This is a genomic window from Candidatus Omnitrophota bacterium, assembly GCA_030688425.1.
GTDB lineage: Bacteria > Omnitrophota > Gorgyraeia > Zapsychrales > JANLHA01 > JAUYIB01.
In genome coordinates this window covers 826,363-846,406 of record JAUYIB010000012.1, presented here as the reverse complement: position 1 = coordinate 846,406, position 20,044 = coordinate 826,363, and the positions used below count along the sequence as shown (strand labels likewise).

At 51.3% G+C, this 20,044-nt stretch carries 19 protein-coding genes; 16 read left to right on the top strand and 3 right to left on the bottom strand.

Annotated elements, in window-relative coordinates:
• The first annotated feature begins 3 nt into the window (after positions 1-3).
• From Q8Q08_05095 to Q8Q08_05075, 5 genes are all read left to right on the top strand, one after another.
• Entirely contained in the window at positions 4-1,062 is a 1,059-nt protein-coding gene (locus Q8Q08_05095; GenBank protein MDP2653390.1) for a radical SAM protein, read from the top strand.
• Between the two features lie 14 nt (positions 1,063-1,076).
• Complete coding sequence (locus tag Q8Q08_05090; GenBank protein MDP2653389.1) at positions 1,077-2,495, top strand: radical SAM protein; 1,419 nt, start codon at positions 1,077-1,079, stop codon at positions 2,493-2,495.
• Positions 2,496-2,647: 152 nt separating this feature from the next.
• A complete protein-coding gene (locus tag Q8Q08_05085) occupies positions 2,648-3,496 on the top strand; it encodes a hypothetical protein (GenBank protein MDP2653388.1) in 849 nt (282 codons plus the stop codon).
• Positions 3,493-4,878, top strand: coding sequence for a radical SAM protein (locus Q8Q08_05080; protein ID MDP2653387.1), 1,386 nt, complete (start codon positions 3,493-3,495; stop codon positions 4,876-4,878). Before Q8Q08_05085 ends, Q8Q08_05080 begins: the two co-directional genes overlap by 4 nt.
• Entirely contained in the window at positions 4,878-5,774 is an 897-nt protein-coding gene (locus tag Q8Q08_05075) for a 2-dehydropantoate 2-reductase (GenBank protein MDP2653386.1), read from the top strand. The genes Q8Q08_05080 and Q8Q08_05075 overlap by 1 nt, the downstream gene beginning before the upstream one ends.
• A gap of 8 nt (positions 5,775-5,782) precedes the next feature.
• On the opposite strand, the gene Q8Q08_05070 is transcribed toward Q8Q08_05075, so the two are convergent.
• Positions 5,783-6,451, bottom strand: a complete 669-nt coding sequence (locus Q8Q08_05070) for a hypothetical protein (protein ID MDP2653385.1) — start codon at positions 6,449-6,451, stop codon at positions 5,783-5,785.
• Positions 6,452-6,587: 136 nt separating this feature from the next.
• Between Q8Q08_05070 and Q8Q08_05065 the strand changes: the two genes are divergently transcribed.
• The 7 genes from Q8Q08_05065 to Q8Q08_05035 are packed head-to-tail and all read left to right on the top strand — an operon-like array spanning position 6,588 to position 13,898.
• The gene (locus Q8Q08_05065) at positions 6,588-7,754 is read left to right on the top strand and encodes a hypothetical protein (GenBank protein ID MDP2653384.1); all 1,167 of its coding nucleotides are present in this window, start codon (positions 6,588-6,590) and stop codon (positions 7,752-7,754) included.
• The gene (locus Q8Q08_05060) at positions 7,735-8,769 is read left to right on the top strand and encodes a radical SAM protein (protein ID MDP2653383.1); all 1,035 of its coding nucleotides are present in this window, start codon (positions 7,735-7,737) and stop codon (positions 8,767-8,769) included. The genes Q8Q08_05065 and Q8Q08_05060 overlap by 20 nt, the downstream gene beginning before the upstream one ends.
• Positions 8,753-9,772 carry a radical SAM protein gene (locus Q8Q08_05055; GenBank protein MDP2653382.1) on the top strand — a complete coding sequence of 340 codons (1,020 nt, stop codon included), beginning with the start codon at positions 8,753-8,755 and terminating at the stop codon, positions 9,770-9,772. The genes Q8Q08_05060 and Q8Q08_05055 overlap by 17 nt, the downstream gene beginning before the upstream one ends.
• Positions 9,760-10,878 carry a DegT/DnrJ/EryC1/StrS family aminotransferase gene (locus Q8Q08_05050; GenBank protein ID MDP2653381.1) on the top strand — a complete coding sequence of 373 codons (1,119 nt, stop codon included), beginning with the start codon at positions 9,760-9,762 and terminating at the stop codon, positions 10,876-10,878. Before Q8Q08_05055 ends, Q8Q08_05050 begins: the two co-directional genes overlap by 13 nt.
• Positions 10,869-11,912 carry a radical SAM protein gene (locus Q8Q08_05045; GenBank protein MDP2653380.1) on the top strand — a complete coding sequence of 348 codons (1,044 nt, stop codon included), beginning with the start codon at positions 10,869-10,871 and terminating at the stop codon, positions 11,910-11,912. The genes Q8Q08_05050 and Q8Q08_05045 overlap by 10 nt, the downstream gene beginning before the upstream one ends.
• Positions 11,909-12,889 carry a radical SAM protein gene (locus tag Q8Q08_05040; GenBank protein ID MDP2653379.1) on the top strand — a complete coding sequence of 327 codons (981 nt, stop codon included), beginning with the start codon at positions 11,909-11,911 and terminating at the stop codon, positions 12,887-12,889. Before Q8Q08_05045 ends, Q8Q08_05040 begins: the two co-directional genes overlap by 4 nt.
• On the top strand, positions 12,882-13,898 hold the full coding sequence (locus Q8Q08_05035) for a radical SAM protein (GenBank protein MDP2653378.1): 1,017 nt from the start codon (positions 12,882-12,884) through the stop codon (positions 13,896-13,898). Before Q8Q08_05040 ends, Q8Q08_05035 begins: the two co-directional genes overlap by 8 nt.
• On the opposite strand, the gene Q8Q08_05030 is transcribed toward Q8Q08_05035, so the two are convergent.
• Together Q8Q08_05030 and Q8Q08_05025 are read right to left on the bottom strand one after the other, a co-directional pair.
• Entirely contained in the window at positions 13,846-15,045 is a 1,200-nt protein-coding gene (locus Q8Q08_05030) for a glycosyltransferase (protein MDP2653377.1), read from the bottom strand. The two genes, Q8Q08_05035 and Q8Q08_05030, sit on opposite strands and share 53 nt — an antisense overlap.
• Before the next feature lie 4 nt (positions 15,046-15,049).
• Positions 15,050-15,700 carry a hypothetical protein gene (locus tag Q8Q08_05025; protein ID MDP2653376.1) on the bottom strand — a complete coding sequence of 217 codons (651 nt, stop codon included), beginning with the start codon at positions 15,698-15,700 and terminating at the stop codon, positions 15,050-15,052.
• A 171-nt stretch (positions 15,701-15,871) separates the two neighbouring features.
• Here Q8Q08_05025 and Q8Q08_05020 point away from each other — a divergent pair, with 171 nt between their 5' ends.
• From Q8Q08_05020 to Q8Q08_05005, 4 genes are read left to right on the top strand one after another with little or no spacing between them, the layout of a single operon-like run.
• A complete protein-coding gene (locus tag Q8Q08_05020; GenBank protein ID MDP2653375.1) occupies positions 15,872-16,978 on the top strand; it encodes a radical SAM protein in 1,107 nt (368 codons plus the stop codon).
• 46 nt (positions 16,979-17,024) lie between these two features.
• A complete protein-coding gene (locus tag Q8Q08_05015) occupies positions 17,025-17,996 on the top strand; it encodes a radical SAM protein (GenBank protein MDP2653374.1) in 972 nt (323 codons plus the stop codon).
• A 26-nt stretch (positions 17,997-18,022) separates the two neighbouring features.
• Positions 18,023-19,000 (top strand): radical SAM protein, encoded by a 978-nt coding sequence (locus tag Q8Q08_05010; protein ID MDP2653373.1) that lies wholly within the window; start codon positions 18,023-18,025, stop codon positions 18,998-19,000.
• Positions 18,997-19,965: an asparagine synthase-related protein gene (locus Q8Q08_05005; GenBank protein MDP2653372.1), complete on the top strand. Its 969-nt coding sequence runs from the start codon at positions 18,997-18,999 to the stop codon at positions 19,963-19,965. Before Q8Q08_05010 ends, Q8Q08_05005 begins: the two co-directional genes overlap by 4 nt.
• The last annotated feature ends 79 nt before the right edge of the window (positions 19,966-20,044 follow it).

Here is a 20,044-nt window from a genome sequence, read left to right as displayed (position 1 = left end):
TTTATGGAAAATAAACGATTATTGATCTCGCTTTATGACGGATGTCAATACCATTGTACATTCTGCATGTATGGCTATGTTAAAGAGGCCCACCCCCTGAGTGATAAGGATTCGATGAGCCCGCAGCGTTGGTATGATGTCCTCTCGGCCGCTTATGCGCGCGGATTCCGGGAATTGGAAATAGGAGGACGCGGGGAGCCGACCTTGAACCCGGTGTTCACCAAAGTGGTTGCCATGGCGCATGACCTGGGATATCAGGTCGAGTTGTTATCCAATGCGCTTAATGACAAGGCGATTATCGAGATCCTGCCCTTCATAAGGCAACTCACGATCAATTTAAACGCTGTTGATGAACATGGGATGGCCACGATCCATCAGCCCTCGCCCGGGTTCTCTTTTGACCGCTGTATCGGCCTGGTGAAGAATGTTATGCGGTCTATTTCTGCAAGGAATCTCGACGTCACACTTAAGACGAATTATGTCATATCAACGCAATCCTTGAAGGATGCCTTCTCTTTCCCTCAGGAGGTGCACCGTTTGCTTGCCGCTGAATTGGGCACGCGGAGGTTGTACGTCTCCTATCAACACGTGCACAGTTATATTAAGACCACGAAATACCTTGGGTTCGATTATGGAGGATTGCAAAAAGTCTTATTATTGGCGCGATTAAATAGCCGGGAACAATACTTGTTGGAGCGCACGAACCTGGTGGATTTTATCAAGAAAACAGAGTTGTTGCTCAAGAGGTTAAAACCGCTTTCCGGAAAGCCGGGCGCGGATATCCACGGTTGCTCCAGGCATACGCAATACTCTTGTGAGGTCCATAAATATGTGATGTTTATCGACGGTAATGGTGATTGTTATGGCTGCTATAATCCCTTCCGCGCGGTTAATGGATTACCTATCGGCAAAGATCCTTTTTTCTTCGGGAATTTGCTGTCGAAAAGTTTTGAAGAGATCTTTTTTGAGAGAAACGGATTCAACCCAGTCATGGATGTGTCGAAGCCGTATTGGCGGCCGTGTTTGTTGTGCAAGGCAACGGAGGCGCCAGTCGTAGCTTGATGTGAAGGAGTGCAATGGATATGGACCAGGACAGTTTCGATAAGCGCAATTTCCTGTTTTTTCTTAACTATACTAAAACTTTGTCATTCGAAGATGCTTTGATCGGCGCTTTAACGGTTCCGTCATCGTGGGATGCCGTCGCAGAAATGGTGAGGACTGCGCGGCAAAAAGATGCTTTTGTGCGCTCCATTGACAAGGCCCAACTGTATATTCATGTCCCTTTTTGCGGGCGGATATGCACGTTTTGTGATTGTTCTAAGGTCCTGTTGCGGAAACGTGCGGAGATTGACGCCTATATCAAAGCCCTGGCACATCAGATGATGCTTCTTGCGCCTCTCCATAAGGGCATGGATGCTGATACCATTTTGTTTGGAGGAGGCACCCCGTCCATCCTTGATGAGGCGCAAATCACGGCTATTCTTGATGAGGTTGACAAGGCCTTTCCGGCCAAGCGCCGTAAGATTCTTTTCGAAGCCAATCCTTCTTCCTGGACAGCATCGAAGCTGGCGGCATTGTCAACCCGGGGACTTTACCGCCTAAGCGTAGGCGTACAATCGTTGGATGAGAAGGTTTTAAAACTGGTTTGTCGTTCTCAAACAAGGAAAAAAGTATTATGGTGTTTGAAGTCGGCCCAAAAAGCGGGGGTTCCTTATGTGAATTTTGATCTCATGGCGGGCCTCCCCGGACAGACTGTAAGCAGTTTTATTGACGATCTAAAGACTTTAATTGATGGAGGGGCTACCAGCGCGCATATTTACCCTTATTGCGGCTCATCACCGAGAAAATTGTGCAGCCTTGGAGAAACAGTTCCCGAATTTTTTAAAAGGCGAGATGACATGCTGAACGCTGCGTTCAAGATTCTGACCGCGGCAGGGTTTCGCCGCAAAGGGTATGACGCGTTTTCGTTAAAAGGAGAGGGGGGGAGAAATGCATATTTGAACCTTGATACGGCGATTGCGGCCTTCGGCCCTTCTGCCCGGGGGCAATTCCCGGGAGCTGTTTTTTATCACGTTGATGAAAATTCTACGGTAGATTTTACGCGGGTCGATGCCTGTGCGCAGGACTTTGGCTACGTAAAGTCCCATTATGCGGTGTTAGCGATCTTCTATGGCCTTGATGAGCGGGCTTTCTTCCGGCGTTTCGGCGTATCTCTTGATCAACATTGCGGGGAAGGTTTGCAGTTTCTCCGGCAATCCGGCCTGGTGGCCCTCTCCAAAGGGGTATGGAAATATTCCGGGAAATGGGAGATCCGCCGGCTTCACGAATTCACTTCTCTTGCAAGGATTTTGTTTGGAGAAGAATTTTTGTCGCGCCTGCAGATTCGTTTTCGCAATCAGTATGATCCGCGGCAGGATTATAGCAAGGGGAACTCATTGCTCAGGACCTACGCTGATCCTTGGTTGATGAATTTGTATTACCAATTGGGTTTTTAATAAGGCAAGGCTTTGAGCAACGTGGTTCTTGCCGATAACACCCCTACGCGTGGATTTCAATCTGTGTTGACTTCCTGTGCATCAAAGATGTGTGGCCTTGTCGTTGGTAGAAAATTTATTTTGAAGGCCGCTTCTTCCCAGGTTTTCTTTTAATGATGAAAAGAGACAGGTTTGAGAAAATAGGAATCTACAAGGCGCTAAAACGCTTTGGCGGGTTTGTCCGGTATTATGACACCACAGAACCACTGCCACAGCTTGCCGCGTTGGTCTCTTCCGGCGACTGCCGTAATATTTTGGCTTGTTGCGGCGGTGGTAACCAGGCCTTGACCATCCTTGGTGCCGTCCATGGGAGATGCTCTTTATGGGCGGTTGATACGAATCCCGCCCAGCTTTTTGTGCTTGCGGCCAAAGCCTTTTTATTAAAGAAAAATAAGGCAATGCCATCTTTTGAGCGGTTGCGGAAGGCCTATCCCGGCAGGATTGCAGCGGTTAAAAAGAACGTTCGCAGTCTGCAACAGGTGTATTTATACCATGCGGTCACTGGTAAAAAGATTGTGCCTCCCGCTGGATTGGCTGAAAAATATGAACTTATTACGGACGATGAAATGTTTGTCTTGCGGGAATCCGGACCATTCTGGGAAAAAGACCTGTGGTTTGCCGACCGAGTGCGTGAGCGCCTTGATTGTTTACGGTTTGTGCGGATGGATATTTTTGACAGCCCCGATTATTTTAAGCGGGGATCATTGGATTTAATTTATTTGTCAGATATTTTCTGGCAGGAGACCTTGGCATATTATCAGGTAAAGCTGGCAAGGATGATGGGGTTGCTGCGTTCGGGTGGACGGATTATCAGTTATCTCGATCCGGGGGATGATTTTATGGGTTGCGGGGTTTCCCCGGGCCGTTTGCTTGCGCAATGCGCGCAGAAATTTGATCTAAAGGTCAATGCGAATAAGGCCGGGGGGTACCTCGTCCTTGAACGAATGAGGAGGAGATCATGAAGGAGTCCCGTTCGCTCGCGGTCCTTCAGATTATTCCCAAACATCATGGCCTGTTGCCGGTCGGGTTGGTCAAAGCTTTAGCCATTCTCGATGAATTGGGTTGCCCTTACGGGTTTTATGATATCGAACGGTCCACTGAACCTGACTTTCGTTCGTCTCTCATGCAATTGCTGACCAGCATCAAGGAGGAAACGATCCTTGTTTCCATGGCTTGTCATAATAATTATCCCAAGATCGAATCGCTGGTTTTCCTCTATCTTTATTTACCCCTGTTAAAAAATAAAAAAATCATCATTTGTTCCCCCTATTTTTCCTTATATGAAACATCCTTGATCTGGCGGGAGAACATCACATTTAGTCCATTGGATATCGAGGAGTATGTGAAGCAACATATCGGGGATCCTCATTTACCGGACGATATTTTCTTTGAACATCTTGAAAAATCCTTGGGGCGTTATGGCTATCAAAATTACCGTTTCTGGGGATATTTGACGTTTGGCTGTTATGCCAAGTGTTCTTTTTGTTATAACCGTCTGCCGTTTGAAGGGGCGCCGGCGATCACGCAGCGGTCTCCGGATGAGGTGTTGCAGTGGATGCGTGCCGGCCAGCGTGGTGGGAAAACATATTTTGAGTTCTGTGAACCAAATTTTATATCGGACAGGCCATTTACCGAGTCATTCCTTAAGCGTTTGGAAAAGGAAAACCCCGGGGTAACGTGGCGTTGTAAGACGAGGTTAGATGACATTGATCCTGATATCTATGATCGGATGACCGCGGCGGGTTGCCGAACGATTTTTTTTGGCGTTGAGCATGTTGACCTGGCATTGTTGCGACGTATACGCAAGGGAGAAAATAGCGCGAAGAGACTGGCGGCGTTTCTGAAGTACCGCCGAAAAGAGACAGAGCTCCAGCTTTCTTTCATGACGGGGATTCGTGGGGAGACGGCCCCAGCCCTGCGCCGTAATCTTGAGATGGTCCTCCGGATCGGATCCTTAAATGGTATCGAACCCAATATTGGCTGGCAAATATTGTTTAACAGGCGAGATCGGGCCCCCGCCGTCCCTAACTATATTATTCCGTTTATGTTTATAATGAATTTTCTCCCTATCCAGATGGAGGTGAGCCCGGCATTGATGCGAGATATCTTACAGATGTGCCTGCGGGAACCGTTTTTTGATTTTTGGTGTATGACGGAATCCGAGCAAAGCCTTGCATTGATGCAAGAGCTTGTGTTTTTTCTCAAGTCTAAGCCGGAGCAGCGGGTAATCAGGGATTATGACCAGGTATTGCGCTTCCAGGGAGGAACACTGGCAAATTTGATATTGAAAAGCCGAACGCTGGAGGATCTTAATAGCGGTGTTCTTTCTTTGTTGGAGGCGTGATGGGTAAAATCGTCATTATCGGTGCCGGGGCATTGGGGAAGTGCTTTGCGGCCTTATTGGCGGAGCAGGCGGCCGTAACCGTGTATGAACGAAATCCTGTGATTTATCGGGCGCTGAGGAAGGGCTGGTTTATTATCAAAGAACAAGGGCATACGCAAAAGGTGAAAGTTCGAACAGTCTCGTCCCTGACAGAACTGGCGGGCGACAAGGTTGAGGTCTTAATCATTGCAACCAAGATTATGGACATGCGGGGGGCGGTAGCGGAAGCAGCCGGGCTTGATCCGCGGTGCGTATTTTTCCCGCAGAATGGGATTTTTGATATCGGTTGGACGAAACGATTTTTTAAGCGGGCTCATGTATGTCGTGGCGTGACAACGATGGCCTGCCAAGAAAGAGGCCCTGGCCAAGCAACATTATTTTATCGAGGCGATATCTATATCGGTGGTGATGGGGCGCCGCTGGTTGCCGGCCTTTTTTGCGAATGCGGCATTGGGGCCAAAGCATACCGTGATTCTCGCGGGCCTGTTTGGGCAAAACTCATTTTTAGCGCGGCGATGAACCCATTGCCCGTCATAACCGGGCAGAAATATGATATTCTAAAGAAGAACCGGGGAACCTGGGAATTGGTGCGGCAGGCAGTTAAGGAAGGTCGAGCCGTAGCCAGGGCTTTAAGAGTGCGGCTTGCGTTCGATCCCTTACGGCTCATTCGCAGGGTGCGCGACGGGGATCTGACGGGCATATCTCACCGGGGATCAATATTTCAGGATATTTCAGCTGGGCGCTTGACGGAGCTCGATTTTATTACTGGTGCCCTTGTCCGTCAGGCTCGCAGGATAGGCATAAAAACCCCGGCGCTTGATTCGATCTTGGCCAGGGCCAAAACAGCAGGTGCATGAGGAGATTTTCATTTAATGACGGCAAAGAGCTCCCGGATATCAACTTTTTGGGGCGAAGTTTCTGGGGGGATAGATTCCCCAAGTCTAAAGATATGATTTGTATTTAAGGTTTTTACTAGGTATTTTTTGACAGAAAAATCATTGATCGCCCTGGGTTTTGAGGTTTCAAAGAATAAGATTTTTCTGGTTTTCTTAAATAGCGATTTTAAAATAGCGGTAGCGTTTGTTAACCCTTGTTTTTTGACCCAATGGTGCCAAATGGATAAACAAAGACAAATATCGGCAGGAGGTAGGAATTCCACGACTTTTTTATCAACGGATATGTTAATTGGAAGGAAATTTCCTTTTTTTATTGAGCGCCCGATGATATCCGCGACAGTAAGAAAAAACTTGTTTTCATCGGCTCCATATACACAAAATCCCTTTTCTTTTAAGGATAAGGAAAAAAAACCAACGTTGCATCCCACATCAAGGACAACGCCGTTCCCGACTCTGGATATTTTTAAAAATTCCAACAGGGCATTCAGCCGTTCATGGCAACCTTCTTTTCTTTCGCTTTCTGATATCCCCAGCCATGGCAAGGGGTGGTAGCCGGCCTTCCCTTTGAGGTAACGATTTTTATAAAAATGCAGTATCAGTTTGTCGGTAAAATTTAGAATATCGTATTCATTCTTCATGATTTTGCTCTTTTGGAATAAAGGCGTGAGGTGAAAAAATCATACCTGGATATATGATAAACCAAATCCAGCGATCCATCAATAATTAAGGTGGGGATACTGATTACCTGAACTCCCGGAATCGTCGGAAGGCCCCATGGCCAATATGGACACCCTAAAAAAAGTTTCGCGATTGCTCCGGGCCTTTTCCGGGAAAGACCGCCGTTACCGGGTGCGGCTGCGTTCCTGGAAAGATTTTCAGGGCCTCCCGGTGTCGGGGAGGAAGGATGTTCAGGCGTATGCCGGGGCAGGGCTGGTCAAGGACGCCTTTAACGTGACGGCCACGTCGGGATCGACCTCTTCGCGGATGTTGATCGCCCATTCCCGAGGGGCGTATGAGGCCCATCTGCGGCGCTTGGTCAAGCTCTACCGTCTTGCCGGCGTCCAGGAAGGGATGCTGTGCCTGAATCTGTGCGGGTATGAGCTCAACAGCGGCGGCCGCCTGATGGAGGCGGCCTTCAAGGCGGCCGGATGCGGGGTCATTCCTCTGGGCCCCATCAGCACGCCGGAGAAGGTCCTGGAAGCGGCCCGCTTGGTCCGCGAGTTGAAACCTGCGATAATCAACGCCTACACGAACCAGCTCTTTGACCTTTTTGCCCTGTTGGGCCGCAAGCATTCGATCCGCCGCTGCCTGGTCAACGGAGAACCGTTGTGGCCCGCGTACCGCAAGCGCATCGAGCGCATGGGGGGGGTGGATGTTCATGACCATTACGGGGCCATGGAGATCTCCGGGCTGGCCGTGGCCCTGAGGCCGGACGACGAGTATATGCGGGTCGTTGCTGACGGGCTGATCCTGGAGGTGCTGGACGATTCCGGCCGGGTGGCGGAAACCGGGACGGGAGCGCTTTTGGTGACGGACACGGACAACGTGAGCATGCCGTTTATCCGCTACCGCGTGGGGGACCGGGTGGAACTTGTCCGCCGAAAAGGGGCGTTAGGGCTCAAGGTATTGAGCAGGACGGAAGACAGTCTGCTGGTGAACGGGGTCGTGGTCTTGAAACAGGAGTTGATCCGGGCGGTCAACGACTTCCTGGGCCACCCGAGGTTCTTCTTCGTGATAGATAAGCACCCGCTGCAATATCATGATAAACTTATCATTAGTGTGGCCGGCGGCGACCCCAGGCGGCTTCGGGTCTTGCCGGAAGCCGTGGTGAAAGCGGTGGGGCTGGACCGTTGTGTTGAGGCCAGAATGTATGAAGGGGCGATCCCCAGGACAATCAATGGAAAGATCAAATACTTCCTTGATGCCAGAAAAAGTGGCTAAGAAATTCAGGGTCAATTACACCTGGATTTATGTGACCGAGCGGTGCAATCTGCACTGCGACTACTGCTTTTTCCGGCATATGCACGGCCGGGAGATCTCCCTGGACGCGGTCGAACAGCTCTTTTTATTGTTCGAGAGAGAAAAAACAGCCCCTTCCACGCTGATCTTCAGCGGGGGGGAGGCGTTCCTGGCCAAGGACAATCTCTTTAAAATTTTGAACGAAGCCCACCAGCGCTTTAAAGACACGTCCTTGCACATTCAGACCAACGGTCTGTTGATCGACAATGAATCGATCTCCCGGTTGCGCGAGCTGGGCGTCAGTCTCGAGTTCGGCATTGACGGCGCCTCGGAAACGACCAACCAGCACCGCTGCGGATTGAAGCCGGGATCTTTTCAGAAACTGACAGAGACGATCAAAAAATGCATGGACGCAGGGATCAAGTGCGGTTCGACCATGACGGTCCACCCTGAAGAAGTCCAGCACATGGAGCAGGGGCTGGGCTTTTTAAGACAGCTGGGAATTCCCCATGTGGATGTCACGCCAGCGGCTTTCATGCCCTGGACCCCCGAGAGCGTCGCCCTGTTTAAGGAAAACTATCTGGCAATGGCGCGCCGCCCCGAGCTCCGTCGGGTGATGTATGCCAATGAGGACGTGAAATGGATCGGCCCGGGGGTTATGGACCTGAGCCTGCATCCGCCGAACTATCTCTTCGGGGGCGACGCGTTCCTGTGCCTGCCCGAGGAAAAAAGGATCGAATTCACGCTTTGGAACCCTGCCACCGGACAGTTCCGGCCGGAGATCCTGTCTTATTATCAGGAGGCTTATGAAAAGATGCACCAGGAGCACGCCCTTCTGCCTTACCGCGAGCATGTCTGCCACAGCTTTGAGTTGATGAACACGATGATGGGCCGGGAATACATGAACACGTGGGCGATCAATGACATCATGCGGTTCTTGACGCGCACGCACCTGACCCTGAGGCTGAAAAAATACGGACATGATAAAACACGTTAACCACGTCTGGCTGTTCTTCACGGACCGTTGCAATCTGGGTTGCGGGTATTGTTTCTATAAATACCGGACCCAGAAGCAGGTCATGACGCCGGAGACTTTTCAGAACATTCTCAATTATATCCGCCCCGTTGCACCGGCGGAATTTATTTTTTCCGGGGGCGAGCCATTGATGGACGCGGACCGGCTCCAGGAGATGATCGCGGCCATAAGGCGGGAGGAGTTGAGCCGGTATATTTCCGTGCAGACCAACGCCACCCTGCTGAATGAGCCGCTGATGGAGTTCTTCCTGCGCCACGGGGTCAACCTGGAGGTCGGGATCGACGGGGACGAGGCCACGACCCAGCGCAACAGGCCGGGTATCGGCGAGTTTTACTACAGAGACATCGTCCGGGGAGTCAACCTGGCGATCGGGTCCAAAGGGCCGATGACCGCGACCATGGTGGTGCACCCTTCCGGCGTGGCCAAGCTTCTGGACAACGTGAAGTACCTGGCGGCCATGGGCCTGAGATCATTGGAAGTGCATCCGGCCTTTCTTGAAGTCTGGGACCGGGAATCTTCGGATATCTTTTTAGACCAATACCGCCGGGCCTGCGCCTGGGAATTGAAAGAGGGAAGGCAGGGTTTGATCGGCCGAGGATACAGCGAGCCCGCCCGGGGGGCGTGGGACCTGTTGTCTGTCCCCAGCGGGAAGATCCTGGCGAACTGGCTGCTCTTGTCTTTCCCCGAGGAGGTCCGGGAGCATCTTTACCTGATGGATTTTAGCCAGGGATCGTCCGGGGAATTCCTGCCGCAGGCCAAACCGTATTTCCGGGCCCTGGAACAGCACATCGCCGATCATCCGAACTGCAGTTACCGCAGCATCAGCAATTTCAACGCGTCTTACGCGGCCCAAACCCCGCCCGGCCGTAAATATGAGGACAGGGTCCGGCGATACATTGACCTTTGCGAGCAGATCGAAGCCGTTGATCACAAGATCATGGGAGCGGTGGCATGGCAGGCATAAGATATGAAAGTGTCCTGATCGAGCAGGCCCTGGCGCGTGAATACGCGGTGGAAATGGAGCGCGCCCTGAAGGGTATGAGCGGCCTCAACGACATCAAGCCGATGGTCCGGGATTTCGAAATGAAATTTTCCGCTTATATTGGTGTTGAGCATGCCGTGGCCGTCAATTCCGGGAGCGACGCTTTGAAAATGGCCCTGTTGGCGGCTGGGGTTGGCCCCGGGGATGAAGTGGTCGTCCCTGACCTGACCTATCAGGCCGTGGCCCTGGCCGTCTTTTATTGCGGGGCCAGGCCGGTGCCGGTGGACGCGCGGGCGGAGGATCTGCAGATGGACCCGTCCCTGGTGGAGGCCGCGATAACCAAGAAGACAAGGGCTGTTATTGCTGCCCATATGTTCGGGCGTCCCTGCGGCGTGGAGCGCATCGGCCGGATCTGCAGGGACAAAAAGATCGTTTTTATTGAAGATGTCTGCCAGGCGGAAAGCTCCCGTTTTCAGGGGCGGATGCTGGGCAGTTTCGGGGACATGGCTGTGTTCTCGTTCTCGTATTACAAGCCGTTGTCTTCCTGTGGGGGCGGCGGGGGCATGGTTGTTTTTAACGATGAAAAATACAATCGCGTCCGCCATTGGATGGAAGACTGGCGGGACGACAACGAACTGTTGAATTTGGGACAGCGCTTCGCCCCGATGTCGTTCATGGACCTGATCGCCCTGCAGGTCAAATTTGCTCATCTGAAGGAGATCATCGCTTCCCGGCAGAAGATCAAGGAGCTCTATGAGCAGGAGCTCGGCGCTATGGAGGGCCTGACGATTTTTAAAGACCCTCCCGGTGCGGAAAGCGTCCCGCAGAATTTCGTGGTTTGCTGTGACGGGAGGGACAAGTTTATGGATTTTTTGGCCAAACAGGGAATCATGGCCCAGAAGCCCTATCTGTCGCTTCACCAGATGGAAGTTTTCCAAGGGATCGCAAAAGGGACGTTCCCGGTGAGCCGGTGGTACAACTCGGATGCCCTGCACCTCCCGTTGTATTCGTTCATGAACCAGGAAAAAGCCCGCAGTGTTATCGAATGTTGCCGGTCTTTTCTCAAGGCAGGGGCTGCATGCAAATAAAGCCATCCCAAATACGTTTGGATGCTTCAACGGTTTGCCAGTTGAAATGCCCGACGTGTAAAACCACATCGGGATTGACAGCCAGAACCCTGGGCTCCAAGACGCTCAAGTTTGCCGATTTTGAGAATTTCGTGGCTGCCAATCCGTGGATCCGTCATATTGAACTCAGCAGTCAGGGCGAAATTTTTTTGAACCGTGACCTGCTGAAAATTGTGGAGCATGCGTATGCGAAAAAGATCACTTTAAGCGCGGCGACCGGCGTCAATCTGAACACGGTCAGTGAAGAGATGCTCGAGGGGTTGGTCAAGTATCAGTTTAGCGTTATCACGTGTTCGATCGACGGGGCCAGCCGCGAAACGTATCGGATCTACCGCCGTGGCGGGGATTTTGAGAAGGTCATGGAAAATATCCGGAAGATCAACGAGCTCAAGATTCAATACCGGTCGGTGTGGCCCAGGCTGCGCTGGCAGTTCATTGCGTTCGGGCATAATGAGCACGAGATTCTCCTTGCAAGAAAAATGGCGCTCAAGTTCGGTATGGAGTTTTATGTCAAGCTTGCGTGGGATGATTTTTCTCCGGTCAAGAATAAATATCTGGTGAAAAGAATATCGGGGTTGCGGGCTGCCAGCAGAGAAGAATACCGGAAGGCATATGGCAGGATTTATTTGGGCGAGAAGGATTGTTCGCAGATGTGGCTTCAGCCCCAGATCAATCCGGACGGCCGGGTTCTGGGCTGTTGCCAGAACCATTGGGGCGATTATGGGAACGCCTTCGAAGAAGACCTGGTCGGGATATTGAATAACGAAAAGATGAATTACGCCAGAGCCATGCTGCTGGGTAAAGAAAAGGAGAGGGACGATATCCCTTGCACCAGGTGCCCTTTGTATAAAGAAATGAAGAGGAGCCAGCGTTGGCTATTTTCCCGGGGAAAAGACCCCTGCGACCCGGCGCAAAACAGGCCGTTGCTTAATGACAAGATGACAATCGAAAATAACCGATCATTGCCCATTTTTATAGCCGGGGACACTTTATGATTTTTGATGACGTGGAATTGGGGCGCCGGTATTTACAGCGGATTGCCGGGGTGCGTGATAAGAAAGTTGACATCGGGCCCGAGATTGTCGCTTTGGATATCAACAATTCGTGCAATCTCAGCTGCCGGTACTGCTGGACCCACGCCCCGGGCAATCCGGCCCATTTTGATAAGGCCCATTTCTTCCCATGGGAGAAATTTCTGGAGATCGTCCGAGATGCCGTTGACCTGGAGGTGGACCAGCTCCATATCACGGGCGCGGGGGAGCCGACGCTTCATCCGTCGTTCCGGGACATGATGCGGCACATAGAGCATAAACCGTTAAAGGTCAAATTGTTTACGAACGCGACGTTCCCCTTGGATTATTGTTCGGATGTGATCAAATGCGATCATGTGGTGGTTGATCTGAGCGCCGTGGACCGGCAGCAATATCGCGATGTGCAGGGAAAGGATCTTTTCGATCGGGTCGTGGCCAATATTGAGCGCCTGGTCTCCTTGCGCGATGCCGGCAAACCGGAGTTCTTGATCGAGATCGTTTATATCGTCAATGAGATGAATGTTCATCAGAAACAGCAAATGCGCGACCTGGCGTCCCGGCTTGGCGTCCGTCAGATTTATTTTAAAAGAATGAATGTCCATGCCTATAATCGGGACATTGCTCTGCCAGATGATCCCGGCGCAGATCCGGAGGGCGAGCAAAAAAGAACCCCTCCGGCCTGTTTGAACGGCTGGTTTTATTTGATCGCAACGTCGAATCGCAATACCAGCTCCTGCTGCCGGATCCCCGAGATGAATCTCGGCGAACTGGACCGGAGGTCTTTGAAAGACATCTGGCTTTCACCCCGCATGATGAACATGCGCCTTTTGGGAAAATACGGTCATATCCAGAAAATGTATAAGGCCTGTGCGACGTGCCCTTTTTATGACCAGAACATCCGCCGGGCCGAGGCGTCAGCGGAGGCGAACATCCGTGGATAAACAGCTGCTCAACGATATCACCATTGAGATCACCAACCATTGCCAGCTCCATTGTCAGCATTGCGGGATATGGGCGGAGAAGGAGCGGCACGAGATGAGCGCGGCAATGGTCGTGAAGATGATGAGGGAGCTGTTGGAGCGTTACAGGGTTCATTTCGTGTCCATCACCGGCGGGGAGCCGTTTTTGAACAAAAATTGCGGGCGCCTGTTGAAAGCCATGTCGTTCTTCCGCGAGCGCGGGGAGATCGTTGGATTCGGCGTTTACAGCAATGCGGCTTATTTTGAAGGGGTCCGGCGGGTCCTGTCGGCCCATGGATCGTCTTTGCACGGGATGCACATGGGGATCAGCATTGACGGCGGGTCTGAAACGCATGATCAATTGCGCGGGCCGGGGGCTTATCAGAAGACGATGAAGACCGTCGAATGGGTCTCGGAGAATTTCGGCAAGGACATTGTCCTGGAATTCAAGTTCACGATTAACCGCGTCAATTATGCGGAGCTGGCGGATGTGTACCGGCTTGCCCGCCGTTTTCAGGCACGGTTTTCCCCCAAGATCATGGAATCCGGTGTGGTTGATTATTATCACCGCCACGACATGCCCGGGGCCGAATCATTGGCCGCTCTGACAGAGGAAATGGTTGAGAAGGTCCGCGGACAGGTAGCCGCCATATTGAAGGACGATTATCCGGGTGTTAATCGAGAACTGGTTGAAGCCATGACGGTCCTGCTCGCCGGCGGCAGAAAGTGCATCCGCGCGTGCGCCACGCCGGCCCGCGCCCTTTTTATCACGTCCCGGCGGGATGTTTATCCGTGCCTGTATCTGTCTCCGGCGGGGAAGGTGGGGCTGGATGGGAAACTTCCCGATGAGTTAGACAGCGTGAGGAAGAAACATTCCGATGCCGCCGCGCAGGGGGATTGCCCGGGCTGTTTTGCCTATCACGGGTTCTTGAAGAAGTTTAATTTGGAGTACCTTGAACGACAAGGTGCGCCGCAACATCAGCTCCGCTAAACCATTCGGCGGGCGCAGGGGCGGGGCGGGGGCGGTTCATTTGTTCTTTGATCGCATCGGCAAGGGATGGCCCTGTCAGGGCGTCATGATCGAGGACGATGCTTGAGAATTTTTCTTGCAGCAACCGCGCGCGCGCGATCTGGTCGTTGGTCGCCATGTCGTAATTTTTATTTTGGTAGGGGACGATGACGGCCGGCGTGCCGTAGCGCATCAGTTGGACGGACGTATTGTAGCCGCACAGGCTGACCGAAACACGGCAGGTGCGCAGAAGATCGTCAAGGTCCGGGAGCAGGTCGGCCAGGAACACCCGTCCGTTGTCTTCGGGCTTAAGGCAGGATTGAAAAAGAGCTCTCTCCTTGGGAGACGTGGCCGGGCCGGAGGTGATGACGGTGCGGATGTTGTCACCGAGAAGGCGCTGGGCCTCAATGGCCGAAGTGATCAACTTGGGATACACGGCGCCGCCGCCGCGGCTGACAATGACATTGGGCCCGTTGAACTCTTCCGTCGGGGATCCTGCGCCACTGGCGATAATCTTTTCGGGAACAATATATCCGGTATAAACAGTTCTTTTTTTCAGCTTTTTCATAAAAGCGGCGTATGCGCGGGACAGGGCGGCGGATTGGATGCTGTCCTGGATGTATCGGGTCTCGAGCTCGGGCGGGGTGTGGATGAGAAAGGCGTCAAAGAAAGCGAACACGGCGCGGTGCAATGCGGTAAACTTTTTGTCTTCCAGCCGGTCCAGATCGACAAGCAGGGGGTATCCAATGCTGGACATGATCCGGACGCCCTTTTTGCGCAGGGTGCGCAGTGTTGGCAGGAGCTCCGGCAGATAGGACAGCCGCCCGAATGGAAAGAACTCGGTGACAAAGACGTCCGGGGCGAATTCCGCCGCTGTCTTGAGGATGAACCGGGAGCGCTGGGCCGCGGATGCGGGAACAACGTGCGACTGAAAGCTGGCGCGGGTGTCGAAGGGAAGAGGGATGTCCGCCACACGGCAGCCCTGAGGAAAGCGGACAAAGGGTTGGGGCACGCCCCCCTGAAGGATCAGCAGTTCCGCGCCCTGACGGCAGATCGCGGCGGCAAGGCTGATGCTCCGGGTGGTGTGTCCCAGGGTTTGTTTATGGGTATAATGGAGTAGGACGCGCATTTTTCTATTTTTCAATGTTAAGGTGTAGTATAGCGGTTTTTTCAAAAAATAGGAACATGAATCCATGGGGCGGCACATTTTTATCCGGGATGACGATGTTTGGACGCTGGATAAAAGCTTTCGTTTTTTCTTTGATCTGGCCAGAGACCATGCCGTCCCGGTTGTTTATGCCGTCATCCCGGGCAAAATGGACAAGGGGCTGGTCCGTTTCCTGCGCCGCGCCAAAGAAAAAACACCGCGCTTGTTGGATATCGTTCAGCATGGCTGGAGGCATTTGAACCATTCTCCCCGCGCGGGAATAAAATATGAATTCGGGATCTCCCGGTCTTTGAAATCCCAGCGGGAGGACATTCGGCAGGGGGCGAGGCTTATGCGGCAGGCGTTCGGGGATCGTTTTACCCCCGCGTTCGTTCCGCCGTTTCACGGGTATGATGAGCGGACATTGCGGGTGCTTCAGGCGGAGGGTTTTTGGGCTTTCTCCGCTGGAAACCGCAGAAGAGAAGGGAAGAACCGGTTGATCGAATTGCCGGCGAAGATTTCTTTTAGCCGATATGAGAGGGACGGATTGTGTTCTGTTCATAACGCTGCGGATATGGTTGAAATGCTTATCAAGGACATGGTTCGCAGACCGGTGTCCGGCATAGTGACGCATCATACGGATTTCTCAACAGCTCTATCCCGAAAGGAACTGATACGGTTTTTTAAGCTTATTGGGGCGTTACGGAGCAAGAAAGAATGGCGGGTGATTCTATTTTCCAATCTCTGGAGAGAATGACTTATGGTTAATGTTGAAACGCTGAAATCCTTGGATCCCCAAGTTAGGGACATGTTACGGGCAAAAAGCGCGTTGCTGGGACGGCCCTTGATCGGGCCTAAATCTGTGAATATTCATGCCATTCAGGCATGCGACCGCAAATGTGCATTTTGTTGGTATTTTTCTCCGCTAATCTCGTCCCCGCCGAAACGAGTCATGCTCGATTACAAAGTGCTTGAGGGTGTGATTGAAGATTGCCATGAGATCGGCGTTGATGAAATCAATCTTGAGGGAGGGGAGATCGTCCTTTATCCTTTTGCGGAGCAGGCTTTCCGCAAGGTGAAGGAGCTGGGAATGAAATTAAGAGCTTACAGTCATCTCGATTTTGACTCGAAGCATTTGCAATACCTCTGCTTGGCGGACCGTTTGATCGTGAATCTATCCGCTATGACTGAAGAGTCATACCGGCGTATTCACGGAAAGGCAAGCGGATCACTGGAAAATTTGCTAAAGCACTTGGACAGGCTGTTGGTTTCCAGGCGCAAATATGGGAAACCCAAGATTGTGCTGACATTCATTGTGTATGATCACAATTATAAGGAAATGCCCGCCTTCCTGGACCTTGCCCAGCAGCGCGGGGTTGACAGGGTCTACATTCGGTTTTTTAAGGCAACTGAAGAGATGAAAGAGTTGGTGTTTTCAAATGATTCGCTATCGGCGCTACGCGAGATTGTTGAAACCGCGCTGGGAGTCGGGTACACATTTGAACACAATCTTGAAAATTTAAGAAATATTGTTGTCCATGGTCACCAGCTTGAAAATATCGTCGCGCTAAAGCCGACGCCCATGAATAATGACCGTCTGCTTGTCTATGACGCGACCGGAGGGGAAAAAGTCCATTGCCAGGTAGGATGGTTTTATAGTTATATTGATGAGAACGGGCAGGTTGTTGCTCCGTGTGATGGTGTCGGTGTCTGTGTCGCAGGGAATGTCAATGAGCGCCGTTACAAAGCCATTTGGTTTGATAATGACTACCTGCATAACACGCTCAGGGAGGCGTCCGCAGGAATTCACGCCTGTTCCTCCAAATGGCGGGAATGCCGGCATTGCAGTTATGTTCCGGTCAACAAGTTCCTTAATGAGAAAGTTGTCCGCGCGCGCGGCTCAGAAAAAACTTAAAATGTCATCTGGAAGAGTTGCCGCTTGAGATGGAAGAGGGGACAAGATGTTTCTTGATCAGCGCGAACTAAGGCGTAGATTGGTGTTGCGATTAAAAGGTGTTGAGGCTGGGCAAGCATTGATTGGCCCTGCCCAGGTCGTGCTCTTCTTGACGAACCGGTGTAACCTCGCCTGCAAGTTTTGTCAGTTTCACGCCCCTGGCAGTGCCCAGAGCCCAAGCGGTACAATTCATTTGCCGCTTGATCGATTTGCCAAAGTTGTCCACGATTGCATTGATTTGCAAGTCGATAAAATCTTTCTGTCGGGCGATGGCGAGCCGACGCTAAATCCGCATTTTTATACAATGTTGCGTTATCTTCAGCAGTGTCCGATGTCAGTGGTCTTTTTTTCCAACGGGACGTTCCCATTGGGACGTTGTCGAGATATCTTGATGGCCGATGGCATAATAATTAATCTGGGGGAAGGGGGCCGGACCCCTTACCAAGAGTTGACGGGCAATGGCCCTTTTTTAAGGGTCATAAAAAATATCAGGGAATTAGCGAGGCTAAGGCCTCAGTTTAATCCGGACTTTAGAATTGAAGTAGTTTTCGTCGAGACCAGCTTGAATGCGAAGGGTTTCTTGAGAACAGAGAAACTTGCTTTTAAGCTTGGGGCCGATTTTGTGCGTAAGGCGGCGTTTAAAGTCAGCAAACATAATCAACATATAAAATTGCATGCAGAAAACACTGTTGTCGATAAATGGTCGCCATGCTACCATGGGTGGTTTGATAGCGCGATAAGACTTAACGGAGATGTGAAAGTTTGCTGTTACACGGACGAGTTGACGATTGGGAATGCCTATGAGACATCTTTTAAGGATGTTTGGGAATCGGAGGCATACTTACGCGTGCGTATCTCAGCATTGACAGGCGATACATTTAGGGATTTCCACACATGCAGGAATTGCCTCCTTATTCGACGTAATAAAAAGATCGCCGCCCAAATGAAAATATATCATGGGGTCCGCACGCCAATATAGGTACATGCCTGGGGGATATAATTAAAATGAATTTTGATCGCCGGGAAATAGCGCGCAGATTAATTTTGCGTTTAAAGGGTATTGAGGTTGGGCGGGCGTTGATAGGCCCGGCTACTGTTCAGATTCATGTAACAGATTTGTGCAACCTCAGGTGTCAGTATTGTTATTATTATGGCCCCGGGACCGAACATCGCCCGACAGGTAAAAACCATTTGTCATTCGATATGTTTTCAGCGGTTGTGCGCGATTGCGCCAATCTACAAGTTGACAGGATTTATTTATCAGGACAGGGCGATCCGACGCTCCACCCACGTTTTTACGAGATGTTGGATTATCTTCAACAATACCCCTTGTCCGTGACGATCTATTCCAACGGGACATTCCCTTTGGAGCGGTGCCGGGATATTTTGAAAGCGGATCATATTGTAATTAATCTTGGGGAAGCTGATCGGGAATCTTACCTCGCCTTGCAGGGCCAGGATCTTTTCATGAAGGTCATTAAGAATATAAGGGAATTGGCCCGGCTGAGACCAAAGATAAATCCTAATTTTTATATTGAAGTGAATTTTATCGCCAATCGATTAAATGCATCAAGCGAGTCAAAGACTGAGCAGCTTGTTAATAAGCTCGGGGTAGATCATGTCCGTAAAACTGTGGCTGAAATAAGTGAGCATAATGACCACATCAGATTGCCAGGTCACCCCGATAAGGTGGCGCTTGATGATGAGTGGCCTCCTTGTTATCATGGGTGGTTTTTTAGTTCAATCAAGCTGAATGGCGACGTGAATGTTTGCTGTTTTATGCAACGGCTTACAATAGGGAATGCCTACAAAACATCATTTAAAGAGGTGTGGCAATCTAAGGCTTATGAGCAGGTGCGCGTTTCGGCCTTGGCTGGGAATCCCTTTCGAAATTATCACGAATGCATCAATTGTCGTTTGGCTTGGCGAAATAAAGAGATCGAAGCGCAAATGGAAAGGTACCATGGGATACAAAAGGCATGACCGGTACTTATGTGTATACAGGGATTGGCCATGAAATCGATCAGGAGGCGGCTTGGGATTATCTCCGCGATGGCTATCTTTTGGCCCCAAGAACGGTTTTAAAAGGACGGAAGAAACTTCCTCCCCCTTCATTATCTGGGGTTCCTGTCGACCTCAAAAACATTAGCCTGGCCGTTCAGCAAATACTTGAAGATGTCATGGGAAATATAGCAGGGGAGCTTCGAGCGGTTATGTTCACCGGTGGATTTGATTCAATGTTGCTTGCCTCTTTGGCACAGCGCTGTGGGGCTCAAGTGGCCGCCGTGACTGTCCGATTTGATGATTTCAATCCTTTAACAGTAGCGGCGGCAAGCCAGTCTGCGAATAAACTGGGACTTGGGCACCACATCCTCCAGGTCAAGATTGTGGAATTCCTGTCTGCTTTCGAAGAGCTTGCTGGTATCACCGATGAACCGGTGTTGGATCTGGACTTGGCGATCGTTTATGCCGCTTTCAAGAAATATGACCATCGGATCGGCGGCGATGTGTTCATCTCGGGCATGGGCAGTGACCAATGGTTTGGTCCGGTGTCATCAAGGATGGCGAAATTCCGCGGCTTGGCGGCTCGGCTGGATTGGGCAATGGTTGATGAGGGCGCTCATCAACGGGTCGCGCAAGCACACGGGTGCAAGTTTATTTTTCCGTTCTTATCAAGGCCCATGTTGGCCTTGTCACAATCGATCCCTGCGGCCATGAAGGAAGATAAAAAGCTGTTGCGTACATTGGGAGTTGCTAAGGCGATCCCAGATCGAGGCGCCAGGAGCGAGGTGCAGGTCCCCACATCAATACGGCATATTTTGATTAAAATGTATGGGGAGAGGGCTTGGCCCAATCCTGTATCGGTTGATAACGGCCGCGGGACCGATGATCAAACATTACGGCAAATTGTCCTTGGCCTTTGGTTGGAAAAAATGAAAGAAAGATAGCATAAGCCTCTTGGCCCATCCCTGTCTCCCCCCGCTTTTCGTTACAATCAAATCCTACGGCTTTACCGGTTTCTAAAAT

Excerpts from the sequence above, each read along its gene's own strand:
- Q8Q08_05095 (MDP2653390.1), top strand. The coding sequence starts at position 4 with ATGGAAAATAAACGATTATTGATCTCGCTTTATGACGGATGTCAATAC.
- Q8Q08_05090 (MDP2653389.1), top strand. The coding sequence starts at position 1,077 with ATGGATATGGACCAGGACAGTTTCGATAAGCGCAATTTCCTGTTTTTT.
- Q8Q08_05085 (MDP2653388.1), top strand. The coding sequence starts at position 2,648 with ATGATGAAAAGAGACAGGTTTGAGAAAATAGGAATCTACAAGGCGCTA.
- Q8Q08_05080 (MDP2653387.1), top strand. The coding sequence starts at position 3,493 with ATGAAGGAGTCCCGTTCGCTCGCGGTCCTTCAGATTATTCCCAAACAT.
- Q8Q08_05075 (MDP2653386.1), top strand. The coding sequence starts at position 4,878 with ATGGGTAAAATCGTCATTATCGGTGCCGGGGCATTGGGGAAGTGCTTT.
- Q8Q08_05070 (MDP2653385.1), bottom strand. The coding sequence starts at position 6,451 with ATGAAGAATGAATACGATATTCTAAATTTTACCGACAAACTGATACTG.
- Q8Q08_05065 (MDP2653384.1), top strand. The coding sequence starts at position 6,588 with ATGGCCAATATGGACACCCTAAAAAAAGTTTCGCGATTGCTCCGGGCC.
- Q8Q08_05060 (MDP2653383.1), top strand. The coding sequence starts at position 7,735 with ATGCCAGAAAAAGTGGCTAAGAAATTCAGGGTCAATTACACCTGGATT.
- Q8Q08_05055 (MDP2653382.1), top strand. The coding sequence starts at position 8,753 with ATGATAAAACACGTTAACCACGTCTGGCTGTTCTTCACGGACCGTTGC.
- Q8Q08_05050 (MDP2653381.1), top strand. The coding sequence starts at position 9,760 with ATGGCAGGCATAAGATATGAAAGTGTCCTGATCGAGCAGGCCCTGGCG.
- Q8Q08_05045 (MDP2653380.1), top strand. The coding sequence starts at position 10,869 with ATGCAAATAAAGCCATCCCAAATACGTTTGGATGCTTCAACGGTTTGC.
- Q8Q08_05040 (MDP2653379.1), top strand. The coding sequence starts at position 11,909 with ATGATTTTTGATGACGTGGAATTGGGGCGCCGGTATTTACAGCGGATT.
- Q8Q08_05030 (MDP2653377.1), bottom strand. The coding sequence starts at position 15,045 with ATGCGCGTCCTACTCCATTATACCCATAAACAAACCCTGGGACACACC.
- Q8Q08_05025 (MDP2653376.1), bottom strand. The coding sequence starts at position 15,700 with ATGATGCGTCACTATGCCGGACACCGGTCTGCGAACCATGTCCTTGAT.
- Q8Q08_05020 (MDP2653375.1), top strand. The coding sequence starts at position 15,872 with ATGTTACGGGCAAAAAGCGCGTTGCTGGGACGGCCCTTGATCGGGCCT.
- Q8Q08_05015 (MDP2653374.1), top strand. The coding sequence starts at position 17,025 with ATGTTTCTTGATCAGCGCGAACTAAGGCGTAGATTGGTGTTGCGATTA.
- Q8Q08_05010 (MDP2653373.1), top strand. The coding sequence starts at position 18,023 with ATGAATTTTGATCGCCGGGAAATAGCGCGCAGATTAATTTTGCGTTTA.
- Q8Q08_05005 (MDP2653372.1), top strand. The coding sequence starts at position 18,997 with ATGACCGGTACTTATGTGTATACAGGGATTGGCCATGAAATCGATCAG.